A 13,198-nucleotide genomic window follows, 5' to 3' on the forward strand; every position below is an offset into this window, starting at 1 on the left:
GCGAATGCCCCGCAGCGCGATCAGGTCGCCGCCAGCCGCGCCTTCTCGGCCTCGACGTCGAAGGTCGCGGCCGGCCACTGCGGGTCGATCTCCTCCAGCACGTCCAGCAGGAGCGCCTGCACCGCCAGCCGCGCGTACCACTTGGCGTTGGCGGGGACCACATGCCACGGCGCCTCGTCGGTGGACGTGCGGTCGAAGACCCGCTGGTAGGCGTCCATGTAGGCGGGCCACAGCTGACGCTCGTCGACGTCGCCCGGGTTGTACTTCCAGTGCTTGTCGGGACGCTCGAGGCGCTCCATCAGCCGCGCTTTCTGCTCCTCCGGGGAGATGTGGAGCATGACCTTGACGATGTGGACGCCGCCGTCGGTCAGCCGCTTCTCGAAGTCCACGATCGCCCCGTAGCGGCGCTCGATCTCATCGGGCGGGGCGAGCTCGCGCACCCGCCCGATGAGGACGTCCTCGTAGTGGGAACGGTCGAACACGCCGATGTAGCCGGCCTTCGGGACCTCCCGCTCGATGCGCCACAGGAAGTCGTGGGCGAGCTCCTCCTCGGTGGGCTTCTTGAAGGCCTTCAGATGGATGCCCTGCGGGTCGGTGGCGCCGATGACGTGACGGACGATGCCGCCCTTGCCCGCCGAGTCCATCGCCTGCAGCACCAGCAGGACCGACGCGGGCCGCTCAGCCCCGTCCGCCTCCTCCGCCACCCGGCTCTGTGCGAACAGCCGCTCCTGCAGCTCGTCGAACTGCTCCGCGCCGGTCTCGAGGTCCGCCTGGGCGTGCTTCTTCGCACCCTCGTAGCCGGGGGTGGCGTCGGGGTCGACGTCGGCCAGGCGGAATCCCTCGCCGACGCGCAGGAGCGTCGTCGGGTCGGCGGTCCAGTGATGCTGACTCTTCGCTGTCATGGACACATCATGTCGGACGGCGCCGTGCGCGTCACCGGGTGAGGGCGACCTCGATGACCTGGATGCCGGAGACCGCGCCGGTGAGCGCCTGATCCAGCGCCGTCCGGGTCTCGACGCGCTCGTACTGCGCGCCGTAGGCGGCGGCCAGCTGATCGATCCGCACCTCCTGCGGGGTGTACAGGACCCGCGTGCGCGCGGACTCCCCCGCCACCGCGGCCACCTCGAGCCCGTCGAAGATCGTGCCCCCGCCGTCGTTGCCCACGATGATCTGCACGCGCGGCGCAGTCTCGCCGACCGGCAGCAGCAGCGCGCCGACGTCGTGGAGGAGCGCGAGGTCGCCCACGAGCACGCGGGTCACTCCCGGCCGCCCGTCGCTCTGGCTGGCCAGCGCGACGCCGATGCCCGTCGCCACGGTGCCGTCGATCCCGGCGAGGCCGCGGTTGGCGTGCACCGGCACCTTCTTGCCGGGCAGCACCTCGTCCGCCACCCGCACGAGCCGCGACGCGGCGAACAGCAGCCGGTCGTGCGGCCAGGTCGCGCGCCACACCGCATCGACGAGGACGGCCCGGTCGATGGGGGCGCGGATGGCGCCGAGCTCGGCGGCGATCGCGCTCAGCCGCTCCTGCGGCACGGCGGACGCCAGCCCGTCGGCGTCGGGGGCGGGCGGGCTGAGATCCACGGCCTGCGCCCGCGACGCGCGCATCCAGGCCCCCAGCCACTCGCGATCGGCGTCGCCGGCCGCGGCGACGACCGCATCGGCGGGGATCGTGCACCCGTTGAGGTTGAGCGGCTCGCCGGGACCGCGCACCGCGATCACCTCCACCTCGGGCCGCGACAGCAGGGCGACGACCTCTCGGCTGAGCGTGGGGTGCCCGAACACGACCGCGCGCTCGACGCGGCCGCCGAGGCCGGCATCGGCGAGCAGCCGCCGGTAGCCGTGCACGAGATGACGGCCGAAGCGCGCGCCGCTGACGACCTCGGCCACCAGCGGCCATCCGCCGCGGTGGGCGAGTTCCTCCGCCGCGGGTCCGGCGTCGGCGCCCGCGACGACCACGGTGCGCGGTCCGCGCTCGAGCACGAGCGGATCGGTGTCGGGGTCGGTCGGCAGATCGGCCTCGCCGATCCCTCCGCCGCCCTGGTACAGCGCGCCGGACGGGTCGGCCTCGACGGGGTCGGCGTCCACGCGGTCCTCGGCCGGCACGGCTGGCGCGTGCTCGTCCGCGGGCGCGCCGAGCCAGGGCGGCACCGCGCCGGCGAGCGGCTCGCGGTAGGGAAGGTTCAGGTGCACGGGCCCGGCCTGGCGGGTGCCCGCTCCGAGGGCGGCGGCCATCGCGTCGTCGGCGACGCCGCGGAGCATGGCCGACTGCTCCCCCGTGCCGTCGTCGATGCTCTCGGGCACCGGCAGGTCCGCCTCGTACCGCGTGCTGAGGCTGTACATGCCCGGCTGGCGGGTGGTCTGGTTGGCGCCCACCCCGCGCAGCTCCGGCGGACGGTCGGCGGTCAGCAGCAGCAGGGGCACCCCGGCGTGGTGGGCCTCCAGGGCGGCGGGGAGGAGGTTGGCCGTCGCGGTGCCCGACGTGCACACCACCACGGCGGGCGTCCGCGTCTCGCGCCCGATGCCGAGTGCGGTGAACCCCGCCACCCGCTCGTCGATGCGCACGTGCAGGCGGATGAGCCCGCGCGCCTCCAGCTCCGCGGCCACCAGCGCGAGCGCCTGCGAACGCGAACCGGGGCTGACGATCACATGGGCGACACCGAGCTCGACCAGTCGGCCGAGCAGCGCGGCCGCGGCGTCGGTCGCCGGCGCGCGTCCCGCCGTCGGATCCGCACCCATGTCAGCTGTGGGTGCCGCGGGGGCCCGGCGTGCCGTCGACATCGCCGTCCGCGGGCGGACCCGGATGATCGGTCCCGTCCTCATGACCGGCGTCGCCCGGCTCGTCGGCCTCGGAATCGAGTGCGGCGAGCTCCTCCTCCAGGCGGCGGATGCGCTCGTCCTGGTCGCTGATGGTGCCGATGCGCCCGAGGAACTCGGGGTCGTCGTCAGGCGCGCGGAACATGATCGCGCTCGCCCGGCGCGCACGGCCGATGGCGAACCAGAGGATCCCTCCCACCACGGGGAGCAGCACGACGATGACGAGCCAGACCGGCTTGCTCACGCCGCGGTGCCGCGTGGGCGGCTGGAGCGCGCAGTCGACGATGCTGTAGACCCAGAAAGTGATCGCCAACAGCGCCAGGATGAGGTACACACGCGCCACGTCTCCATCCTAGGCTCCGGGGGGAGACCCGGCCTCCGAAGACGCTGGGTGCTCGGCGTAAGCTGGAGGCATGCGTGCGCGGTCGGCTCTGGTGTACTCGGTCCTGCGACTCGCGGCCTTCTTCGTCCCGTTCGGGATCATGATGCTGATCCCGGTCATGCGGGAGCTGTACTGGCTGTCGGCCATCTTCGCCGCCCTCATCGGGCTGAGCCTGTCGACCCTGTTCCTGCGCCGGCCGCTCGACGACCTGTCGGCCGACCTCGCGGCCCGCCGCTCCCGGCGACCGGAGGGCGCGCGGCGGCGCGAGCCCAGCGACGAGGACGTCGAGGACGCCGTCGGCGACGACAGTCCGGCGCACTGACGCCCCGCGGACACCGCGAGACGGCTGCGCGGGCGGTTCCCGCGCGTCAGCCGACGAAGGCCCAGAACAGGAACCCGGCGTAGGCGAGCGATGTCAGCGACGTGACGCTGAGCGCCACGACCAGCTCCCGCGGGTCGCGGTAGGTCCACACGATGAGCACCGCCGCCAGCGCCGGCAGCAGCCCCAGCAGCGACAGCCACGCGATCGGGTACACCAGGGCCAGCACCGCCGCGATCGCGAAGGGCACCAGGATCAGCACGGTGAACAGGATCTGCGTGGCGCGCTTGCCGATCAGCACCGACAGCGTGCGCTTGCCCGCGAGGCGGTCCTGCTCGAGGTCGCGGAGGTTGTTGGCCAGCAGCACCGCGCAGGCGAGCAGCCCCGCTGCGACAGCGCCGAACCACGCCTCATCCGGCACGGCACCCGCCTGGACGAACGTCGTACCGAGCGTGGCCACGAGCCCGAAGAAGACGAAGACGAACAGCTCGCCCAGGCCGTAGTAGCCGTACGGCCGCTTGCCGCCGGTGTAGAACCAGGCGGCGACGATGCACACGGCCCCCACGAGCAGGAGCCACCAGTGCCCGGTGCGCACGACGATCGCGATGCCCGCTGCGGCGGCGATCCCGAAGAAGGCGAGGGCGACGGCGAGGACGGCGCGCGGGCTCGCCTTGCGCGACGCGGTCAGCCGCGCCGGACCGACCCGGTGGTCGTCGGTGCCGCGGATGCCGTCGCTGTAGTCGTTGGCGAAGTTGACGCCGATCTGCAGCGCCAGGGCCACGACCAGGCACGCGAGCGCGATGACCCAGTGGAAGCGGTTGTCGATGACCCGCGCCGCACCCGTGCCGATCACGACGGGGGCGATCGCCAGCGGCAGGGTCCGCAGGCGTGCCGCGGCGATCCAGTCGCCGAGCGTCGCCGGGTCGACATGACGCGGGTCGCCGGAGGCCTGCGCCTTCTGCGGGTTGCCGCGCGGACGCTGCTTCTTCGCGCCGCCGGACTTCTTCTTACGGGTGCTCGCTGCCACGATCGATCATCCTATTGCGCCGCCGTATGGGCGCCCGTTCACACCGCGGCGCGGGCCGCCGCCGCCCGCAGCGCTGCCCGGTCCGGCTTGCCCGAGGGCAGCAGCGGGATCGCCGGCACCGGCAGGATCGCGCGCGGGCGTGCGGGGGCGCCGAGCGCCTCGCCGACGGCGGACCGCACCTCGCGCAACAGGGCGACGACGTCCGTCCCGGCGAGATCCGCCGCGGGGACGGCGATGACGGATGCCTCCCCCCACCGCTCGTCCGCCACCGCGACCACGACGGCACCGCTGAGGCCCGGGAGCGTGCGCACCAGCCGTTCGACGCGGTCCAGCGACACGTTGACGCCGCCCGAGACGATCACGTTGTCTCGGCGACCGGTGACCCGCAGCACGCCGTCGAAGGTGCCGAGGTCGCCCGTCCGGTACCACCGCCGCCCCGCGGCGTCGCGCACGAAGGCCGCCGCCGTGCGCTCCGGCTCGCCCAGGTAGCCCTCGGCCAGCACGGGTCCGGCCACCTGCACCTCGCCGTCGTCGATGCGGACCGCGACACCGTCCAGGGGCACGCCGTCGTACACGCAGCCGCCGCTCGTCTCGCTCGCCCCGTAGGTGCGGACCACCCGGACACCCGCCGCCTGCGCACGCTCGGCCAGCGGCGCCGCCAGGGCCTGCCCGCCCACCAGCACCGCCTCGAAGCGCCGCAGGCCCGTGCGGACGCCGTCGTCCTCGGCGTCGAGGAGGGTCTGCAGCTGCGCCGGCACGAGCGAGGTGTACATGGGCACGGCGGCGCCGCCGTCGCTGGAGGCCATGGCGCCCGCGGCGGCGGCGAAGGCGTGGGCGGAGAACGAGCCCGCCAGGATCGCGGGCTCCCTGCCCGAGACGAGCGCGCGCACGAGCACCTGCACGCCGGCGATGTAGCCGGCCGGGAGCGCGAGGAGCCAGGCACCCGAGCCGATCCGGTCCGCCGTGGCCAGCGCACTGGAGGTCAGCGCCGATCTGCTGAGCACGACCGACTTGGGGTGACCGGTCGACCCCGACGTCGTGACGATGACGGCCGTGCCGGAGGGCACCTCACCGGCCGGCACGCCGCCGCCGAGGGTGATCGCCGGACCGGCGCCGAGGACCGCCCCGCGCAGCCCGCGGAGCACCGCGCGAGGGTCGTCGCCCTCGACCGGCTCCGCTCTCATCGCCTGCGCCCCATCCCGCCCCGCCTCAGTAGTGGTACGGGAACGCGGACCAGTCCGGGTCGCGCTTCTCGAGGAACGAGTCCCGCCCCTCCACGGCTTCGTCGGTGCCGTAGGCCAGGCGCGTGGCCTCGCCCGCGAACACCTGCTGGCCGACGAGACCGTCGTCGACGGCGTTGAACGCGAACTTGAGCATGCGGATGGCGGTCGGGGACTTGGTGAGGATGGTCCGCGCCATCGCGAGCGCCTCCCGCTCGAGCTCCGCGTGCGGGGCGACGCGGTTCACCGCGCCCATCTCGTAGGCGCGCTGGGCGGAGTACTCCTCCGCGAGGAAGAAGACCTCGCGGGCGAACTTCTGACCGACCTGGCGGGCCATGTAGGCCGAGCCGTACCCCGCGTCGAACGAGCCCACGTCGGCATCGGTCTGCTTGAAGCGCCCGTGCTCGGCCGAGGCGATCGACAGGTCGCAGACGACGTGCAGGGAGTGCCCGCCCCCGGCCGCCCACCCCGGGATGACGGCGATGACGACCTTCGGCATGAAGCGGATGAGGCGCTGCACCTCGAGGATGTGGAGCCGTCCGGCCTGGGCGGGGTCGGTGACCGCGTCGGTCTCGGAGTACTTGTAGCCGTCCCGCCCCCGGATGCGCTGGTCCCCGCCGGAGCAGAACGCCCAGCCGCCGTCCTTGGGACTCGGACCGTTGCCGGTGAGGAGGACCACGCCGATCCGGGGATCCTGCCGCGCGAGGTCGAGCGCCCGATAGAGCTCGTCGACGGTGTGCGGGCGGAAGGCGTTGCGCACCTCGGGGCGGTCGAAGGCGATGCGCGCGACGCGGCCGTCGAGCGAGACGTGCGCCGTGATGTCGGTGTACGCGTCGCTTCCCGGCGCCGGCGCCCACTCGGCCGGATCGAACAGCTCGGAGACGGACGAAGACGCGGAGTCGGCCATGTCCCCAGCCTACGCGGAGCGTCACGCGGCGACGCGGCCGGGCCGCCACGCCCTACCCTGGACCGGTGACCCTGCAGACCCGCCTCCTCGCCCTGGCCTCGGCCACCGCCCTCGCGCTCTCCCTCGCCGCCTGCACCGCGACGACCGAGCCCGCAGAGACGCCCACCCCCACGACCGCTGCGGCGGTGACGGAGCGCGCCTGCGCGGACGACTCCGGCGTGACGCTGTCGGTCGACGCGTCGGCCCTGCCCGGAGGTTCGGCGCAGGAGTGGTGCCGCCCGGCCGACGAGCAGATCGCGGTCGCCGACCTCCTGGAGGATGCCGAAGTCACCCTCCAGGGCACCGACGAGTACCCGGACTTCATCTGCCGTGTGAACGGGCTGCCGTCCGCCGACGAGCCGCTGGGGTCGACGGAGGATCCCGAGTACGTCGAGACGTGCGCCAGCACTCCCCCCGGCTTCGGCTACTGGGCGCTGTGGGTCAAGCCCGCCGGCGGTGAGTGGGCGTACGCCGAGGAGGGCGTCGCCACGCTGCGCGCCCAGCCCGGCGAGAGCATCGGCCTGCTGTTCACCCTCGACGGTGCGCCGGCCGCGCCCACGTCGTGAGCTTCCGACCCGGACCGCTGCGAGCGGCGGCCGCACTGGCCGTCGGCTTCATCGCGGTCCGGGTCGTCTACCGGGTGCTGTTCCACGGCGCCGACGGCGCGGGGACGCTCCTGCTCGACCTGCCGGCGCTGCGGCTGCCCCCGCCCCTCGGTCACGTGGAGCTGTTCGGGCCGGTGACCTCGGGCGGGCTGTGGACGGCCGCGTCGTCGGCGCTGCCGATCGCGGGCGTCATCCTCGCCTTCGGAGTCCTCAACGCCCTCCTCGACGTGCCGCGGCTGCTGGCCCGCGGCGCGCGCACCGGCCCGCTGCGCGGTCTCGCCCGCGCGCTCTCGGTCGCGTGGGCGACGCTGCCGGCGCTCGTGGACGCGGTGCGCGCGGTCCGCTTCGCGCAGCGGCTGCGCGGCGAGCGCCCGGGGGCGCGGATCCTCGCGCCGGTGCTGGAGCGCACGATCGAGCGCGCCACGGCCGTGGCGGCGGCGCTGGAGCTGCGCGGCTACGCGGGGCGGGCCCTCGACGGGGACTGCGCGCACCCCGTCGACGTCACCGAGCTCCGGGCGGGATTCGACGGCCGCACGCGCGGCGGGAGTCGCCGAGACGGCACGGTCGTGCATGCCCCCGCCCTGGCGCTCGCCCCGGGCGAGATGGTCGTGCTCGGCGGACCGACCGGATCGGGCAAGTCCACGCTCCTGCGCGCCCTCAGCGGCCTGCACTCCCACGTCGACGGCGGCACGCTCTCGGGCGAGGTCCGCGTCGTCGGCCACGACCGCGCGACCACGCCCCCGCGCGACACGGCGCGGACGGTGGGCGTCGTCCTCCAGCACCCGCGCGAGGCGTTCGCCACCGAGCGGGTGGACGACGAGATCGGACTGAGCCTGGAGCTGCGGGCGGTCGCGCCGGTCCTGCGCGCCGCGCGCGTGCGCGAGGTCGCCGCCCGGGTAGGGATCGTCCCGCTGCTCGGGCGCCGCGTGCGCGGGCTCTCCGCCGGCGAGGCGACGCTCGTCGCGATCGCCGCCGCGATCGTGGAGCACCCCGTGCTGCTGCTGGTCGACGAGCCCCTCGCCGACCTCGACGCGGCCTCCCGGCGGCGCATCGTCAGCCTCCTCGGCGCGCTCGCGCACGAGGCGGGCATCTGCGTCGTCGTCGCCGAGCACCGCACCGACGCGCTCGCCGGCGTCGCCGACCGGGTGCTGTGGATCGACGGCGGCGAGGTCGGCGAGCGCGCGCGCACGGACAGCGGCGTGCCGCATCCGGAGCCGGGGGTGCGTCCTCGCGAGGCGGACGCGGCGGACGCAGGGGTGCTCGAGGGTGCGGGGGTGCGCGAGGGTGCAGGGGTGCTCGAGGGTGCAGGGATGCTCGAGGGTGCAGGGATGCTCGAGGGTGCGGGGGTGCGCGAGCGTCCCGTGGTGCTCGAGGGTGCAGAGGTGCTCGAGCGTCCCGTGGTGCTCGACGCGCCCGGCGTGACCGTGCGGCACGGCGACCGGCTGGCCGTCGACGGCGCCGCAGTGACGCTCCGCGCCGGCGAGCGCGTCGCCCTCCTGGGCGCGAACGGCGCCGGCAAGTCGAGCCTGCTGGCCGCGCTCGCGACCGGCACCGGCGGCGCTCCCTCCCCCGGGCGACGGGTCGCGCTCGTCCCCGACGCGTCCGACGACCTGTTCGTCCGCGAGATCGTCGGCGCGGAGTGCCGTCGCGCCGACCGGCGCGCCGGCGCGGCGCCGGGCACGACGCTCTCCCGGTTCGCTGCGCTGCTCGGCCGGGACGACGACGCGCGCACGCTGAGCACACGGCACCCGCGCGACCTCTCCGCCGGCGAGCGCCGCTGTCTCGCGATCGCTCTGCAGACCGCTCACCGCCCGGCCGCGCTCCTCGTCGACGAGCCGACGCGCGGACTCGATCCCGCCGCCCGCGACCTCGTGCAGCGCACCCTGCGGGCAGCGGCGGATGCCGGGACGGCGGTGATGTTCGCCACCCACGACACGGCCTTCGCCGCCGGCCTCGCCGACCGCGTGCTCACGATGTCGTCCGGAGCACTGACGTCCGGAGCGCTGACGTCCGGAGCGCTGACGGCGGATGCCGAGGGGCCGCTGTGGGACGATGCGGCGCCCGAGTCCCACGCCGCGGCGCAGGAAGCCGAGGCTGAGGCGCGGGATCGCCCGGTGCAGACGCGGGATCGCCCGGTGCCGGCGCACGACCGCCCGGTGCCGGCGCACGAGCCGACCGCGGCGGCGCCGACCCCCGCGGCGGTCCGGGGCCCGCGCCGACGGGGGCTGCGCGGGCGCGCGATCGCCCTCGTCGGCGCCCAGCTGGTCGCGGTCGCCGCATTCCTGTGGCCGCTCGTGGCGTCGGCCGTGCCCGCGCAGGCACAGGCGGCGGTGCCCTACATCGCGCTGTCGCTGGCGCCGCTGGCGGTCGTCCTCGTGCTCGCCGCGCTCGATGCGTCGGTGCGCTCGGCGCACACGCTCGCGCTACTGGCAGTCCTGGCCGCCGTCGGCGCGGCCGTACGGATCGCGAGCACCGGAGTCGGCGGCGTGGAGGCGCTGTTCGTGCTGCTCATCCTCGCCGGCCGCGCCTTCGGCCCGCGCTTCGGGCTGCTCCTCGGGGCAGCGGCGATCGCGCTGTCCGCGGTCATGTGGGGCGGGATCGGTCCCTGGCTGCCGTTCCAGATGTTCGCCTGCGGCTGGGTCGGGGCGGGCGCCGGCCTGCTGCCGCGGCGCGTGGGCGGTGCGGGGGAGATCGCCATGCTGTGCGCCTACGGCATCGTCTCGTCGTACCTCTTCGGCCTGGTGATGAACATGTGGTTCTGGCCGTTCGCCGTCGGCGCCGGGACGAGCATCTCGTACGTGCCGGGCGGGTCGCTCGCCGAGAATCTCGGCAACTTCCTGGTCTACTCGCTCGTCACCTCCACGGCGACCTGGGACACCCTGCGCGCCGTCACCACCGTGATCGGGCTCCTGCTCGTCGGCCGCGCGGTGCTGTCGTCGCTGCGCCGCGCGAAGCCCGTGGTCTCCCCTGTCGTCTCCTCGGTGGCCTCCCCGGTCGTCTCCTCGGCGACCTCCCCGGTGACGCGACAGGCCTTCACCCGCCGGTGACCGCCGGGTAGCGTGGCCGTCGGAGGCGCCATGCTCACCATCGGATCGATCGTCATCCGCGTCGACGACCTCGCCGCGGAGATCGCGTTCTGGACGGCCGCGCTCGACTACGTCGCCCGCGAGCCGATCGACGAGGACTTCGCCCTGCTCCACCCCGCCGCGGGACCGGGCGCCGGCCCGAACATCTCGCTCGACGCCGTGGCCGCGCCGCGCATCCTCCCGCCGCGCATCCACCTGGATCTCTACGCCGAGGACCAGTCCGCGGAGGTCGCGCGCCTGACTGCCCTCGGCGCCCGCGAGGTGCACTGGGACAAGCGGCCTGCCGATGCCGATTACGTGATCATGGAGGACCCAGAGGGCAACCGGTTCTGCGTGATCGACGCCGCCGACTGGTCGGGCTGGACGGCGCACCGTGGGAAGCTGGAGGGGTCATGAAGATCAGGAACTCCTCCGACTGGCGCGATGCCATCCCGTTCGACACCCCGCTGCGCGCGTCGGAGGCGGTTCCTGGCGAAGCGACCCGGTGTGCGACCTGCGGCCCGTCCTCCGAGGTGCGGGAGCGCGAGGAGCTCTGGGTCGTCAAGCATCGGCACCCCAACAACCCGGCGGGCTTCGTCCGTCTCTACTGCCTGGCGCATCGCCCGGTGATCGCCACCCGGCCCGAACCGGTCGCGAAGGCTCCGCGCGAGCGCCGCGCGCCACGAGCCGCCTCGTCGACCCGGGTCGCAGCTCCGACCGTCCCCGAACGGCCGGCGGTCTTCTGCCCGGACTGCTTCGTCGAGGTGCCGGCCACCGGCGTGTGCGGCATGTGCGGTCAGCGGGTGGGCTGAGCGTCAGTCGTCGGGCGCCGATGTCGAGGGCCCCGGTGACGGGCGTGAGGTCGCGCCGTCGTCGACCGGCCGTGCGCCGTCGAAGGGCGTCAGCGTGGTCCAGCCGGACTCGGCGCGTGTGAGGAACAGACGCAGCGGCTCGGCCTGCAGCATCTGATCGCCGTCGCCATAGGGCCGGGCCGAACAGGAGTCGGCCGTCGATCCCACGCGCAGGCTCGTGCCGGCACCGCCGTCCACCGTGCCCTTCTCGACCTCGGCGACGCGCACGGTGTAGGCATTGGCGTCGTAGCCGAGGATCGACATCGTGCCGTCGCGCTCGATGCCGGTCGCGACGATCACGAGGTCTGCGGCCGCCGCCCGCTGCTCGTCGGTCTCGTAGGCGACCCATGACGCGCAGGCCACTCCCTCGCCGACCAGCGGTGCGGCGCTGCATCCGGCGACGGCGCACAGCGCTCCGGCGATCAGCGCCGCGGTCAGGATCCTTCGCATTCTCCGCCTCCACGAGGACAGTGTCGCGACCACCGCCGACATCTCGAAAGAGTGCCGACGAGTTATCCACAGATCGAACAAATCTTCGAAACTCGGCTCCTCGAGGCGCGAGGATGAGGTCATGACGAACACCGGATCCGGCCTCGAGGGCCACACCGCCGCGGCGGACGCGTTCGTCACGCGCGCAGTCGAGGCGCACCGTGCGGTCGCGCGGTCGCAGGCCGCGCTGACGGCGGTGTTCGCAGAGGCGCATCACTGGGCGCGCGAACTGGCCGAGTCGTTGCCCGGCGCCTCTTCGAGAACAGGTGACCTCGAGCTGCGCGACCTGGCGGCGCAGCTCGGCGCGGCACTTCACGTGTCCGACCGCACCCTCCAGGGGCAGCTCGATGCCGCAGCCTCACTGGCGCACCTGTTCCCCGCGACGCTGGCCGCGTGGAGCGCAGGAGAGGTCAGCCGCGCACACGTCGCCGCGATCGTCGAGGCGGGTGCCCCCGTGGTCGACGATGCGGCGCGCGAATGGTTCGAGACGCGGGCGCTCGCCCTGGCTGTCGACGTGACGGCCGCGCAGCTCCGACCGGCCGCGCGGGCGCTGGCCGAGCACGCGCACCCGGAGTCACTCCACGACCGTCACGAGCGCGTCCGCAGCGGTCGCCGAGTGGTCGTGAACGATCTCGACGACGGCATGGCGCGCATCCTGGCGGATCTTCCGGCGGTGCTGGCCTACGGAATTCGGGATCGACTGACGGCGATCGCACACGAGGTCGACGCGGCCGAACGCGTGGCGGACGGACACGGCGACGATGGCGGCATGGCCGGGACCGACGAGACCGACCAGATCGACGACGACGGTGAGAACCGCTCGGGCGGAGCCGGACGCCGGACGATGGACCAGCTGCGCGCCGACGTGTTCGCCGACCTCCTGCTCGGCGGCGCTCCCACCGCCCACAACACCGCCCACGGCACCGGGCATGCCGACGCCGGCGGCGACCTGGGTCGCATCACCGCGCAGGTGCAGGTGACGGTGCCGGTGCTGACGGTCCTGGGAGCGTCTCGGGAACCCTGCCTGCTCGCGGGCTACGGTCCGATCCCTCTCTCGCAGGCGCTCGAACTCGCCGGTGCCGCGTCGGGATGGGATCGCGTGATGACGAGCCCCGTCGATGGATCGGTGCTCGCTGTCGATCGCTACCGCCCCTCCGAGCAGCTGCGCCGTTTCCTGCGGGCCCGCGACGAGCACTGCCGGTTCGTCGGGTGCCGCCAGCCGGTTCATCGCTGCGACGCCGATCACACGGTCGACCACGCGCACGGCGGCGGGACCAGCGAAGACAACCTCGCGACCCTCTGCCGTCGGCACCACCTGCTGAAGCACCGATCGCAGTGGCGTGTCGAACAGCTCGGCCGCGGGCGGCTGCGATGGCAGAGCCCCGCGGGACGGTCGTATGTGGATCGGCCCGCACCGACCGTGCGGTTCGTCGCCGACGCCGACCCGCCACCCGGTCTCCAGGACTGAGCACCGGGCCGG

At 74.3% G+C, this 13,198-nt stretch carries 13 protein-coding genes; 6 read left to right on the forward strand and 7 right to left on the reverse strand.

Going from position 1 to position 13,198, the window contains the following annotated elements; all coding sequences use genetic code 11:
* Positions 1-20: 20 nt before the first annotated feature.
* Genes ACPWUT_RS12030 through ACPWUT_RS12040 form a run of 3 tightly spaced genes read right to left on the reverse strand, consistent with a single transcriptional unit; the run spans position 21 to position 3,157 of the window.
* Positions 21-902 carry a PPK2 family polyphosphate kinase gene (locus ACPWUT_RS12030; RefSeq protein WP_425837913.1) on the reverse strand — a complete coding sequence of 294 codons (882 nt, stop codon included), beginning with the start codon at positions 900-902 and terminating at the stop codon, positions 21-23.
* Positions 903-933: 31 nt separating this feature from the next.
* Positions 934-2,736 carry a 2-succinyl-5-enolpyruvyl-6-hydroxy-3-cyclohexene-1-carboxylic-acid synthase gene (gene menD / locus ACPWUT_RS12035; protein WP_425837916.1) on the reverse strand — a complete coding sequence of 601 codons (1,803 nt, stop codon included), beginning with the start codon at positions 2,734-2,736 and terminating at the stop codon, positions 934-936.
* A 1-nt stretch (position 2,737) separates the two neighbouring features.
* Positions 2,738-3,157 carry a PLDc N-terminal domain-containing protein gene (locus tag ACPWUT_RS12040; RefSeq protein ID WP_284530093.1) on the reverse strand — a complete coding sequence of 140 codons (420 nt, stop codon included), beginning with the start codon at positions 3,155-3,157 and terminating at the stop codon, positions 2,738-2,740.
* A gap of 70 nt (positions 3,158-3,227) precedes the next feature.
* Here ACPWUT_RS12040 and ACPWUT_RS12045 point away from each other — a divergent pair, with 70 nt between their 5' ends.
* Positions 3,228-3,518 carry a DUF4229 domain-containing protein gene (locus ACPWUT_RS12045; RefSeq protein ID WP_284530094.1) on the forward strand — a complete coding sequence of 97 codons (291 nt, stop codon included), beginning with the start codon at positions 3,228-3,230 and terminating at the stop codon, positions 3,516-3,518.
* Positions 3,519-3,564: 46 nt separating this feature from the next.
* Here the strand turns inward: ACPWUT_RS12045 and ACPWUT_RS12050 are convergent, their stop codons facing one another.
* The 3 genes from ACPWUT_RS12050 to ACPWUT_RS12060 are packed head-to-tail and all read right to left on the reverse strand — an operon-like array spanning position 3,565 to position 6,669.
* A complete protein-coding gene (locus ACPWUT_RS12050; protein ID WP_284530095.1) occupies positions 3,565-4,542 on the reverse strand; it encodes a 1,4-dihydroxy-2-naphthoate polyprenyltransferase in 978 nt (325 codons plus the stop codon).
* Between the two features lie 38 nt (positions 4,543-4,580).
* Positions 4,581-5,726, reverse strand: coding sequence for an AMP-binding protein (locus ACPWUT_RS12055; protein ID WP_425837921.1), 1,146 nt, complete (start codon positions 5,724-5,726; stop codon positions 4,581-4,583).
* Between the two features lie 25 nt (positions 5,727-5,751).
* Positions 5,752-6,669, reverse strand: a complete 918-nt coding sequence (locus ACPWUT_RS12060) for a 1,4-dihydroxy-2-naphthoyl-CoA synthase (protein ID WP_425837924.1) — start codon at positions 6,667-6,669, stop codon at positions 5,752-5,754.
* 65 nt (positions 6,670-6,734) lie between these two features.
* Between ACPWUT_RS12060 and ACPWUT_RS12065 the strand changes: the two genes are divergently transcribed.
* From ACPWUT_RS12065 to ACPWUT_RS12080, 4 genes are read left to right on the forward strand one after another with little or no spacing between them, the layout of a single operon-like run.
* Positions 6,735-7,274, forward strand: coding sequence for a hypothetical protein (locus ACPWUT_RS12065; protein WP_425837927.1), 540 nt, complete (start codon positions 6,735-6,737; stop codon positions 7,272-7,274).
* The gene (locus ACPWUT_RS12070) at positions 7,271-10,360 is read left to right on the forward strand and encodes an ATP-binding cassette domain-containing protein (protein ID WP_425837930.1); all 3,090 of its coding nucleotides are present in this window, start codon (positions 7,271-7,273) and stop codon (positions 10,358-10,360) included. The genes ACPWUT_RS12065 and ACPWUT_RS12070 overlap by 4 nt, the downstream gene beginning before the upstream one ends.
* A 30-nt stretch (positions 10,361-10,390) precedes the next feature.
* The gene (locus ACPWUT_RS12075; protein ID WP_425837933.1) at positions 10,391-10,795 is read left to right on the forward strand and encodes a VOC family protein; all 405 of its coding nucleotides are present in this window, start codon (positions 10,391-10,393) and stop codon (positions 10,793-10,795) included.
* Positions 10,792-11,190, forward strand: a complete 399-nt coding sequence (locus ACPWUT_RS12080; protein ID WP_425837936.1) for a glucose-6-phosphate dehydrogenase — start codon at positions 10,792-10,794, stop codon at positions 11,188-11,190. Before ACPWUT_RS12075 ends, ACPWUT_RS12080 begins: the two co-directional genes overlap by 4 nt.
* Before the next feature lie 3 nt (positions 11,191-11,193).
* Here ACPWUT_RS12080 and ACPWUT_RS12085 read toward each other — a convergent pair whose 3' ends face one another.
* The gene (locus ACPWUT_RS12085; protein WP_425837939.1) at positions 11,194-11,679 is read right to left on the reverse strand and encodes a hypothetical protein; all 486 of its coding nucleotides are present in this window, start codon (positions 11,677-11,679) and stop codon (positions 11,194-11,196) included.
* Between the two features lie 121 nt (positions 11,680-11,800).
* On the opposite strand from ACPWUT_RS12085, the gene ACPWUT_RS12090 reads away from it, so the two are divergent.
* Positions 11,801-13,186 (forward strand): DUF222 domain-containing protein, encoded by a 1,386-nt coding sequence (locus ACPWUT_RS12090; protein ID WP_425837942.1) that lies wholly within the window; start codon positions 11,801-11,803, stop codon positions 13,184-13,186.
* The last annotated feature ends 12 nt before the right edge of the window (positions 13,187-13,198 follow it).

It is taken from the genome of Microbacterium sp. PA5 (assembly GCF_049860775.1).
Lineage (GTDB): Bacteria > Actinomycetota > Actinomycetes > Actinomycetales > Microbacteriaceae > Microbacterium.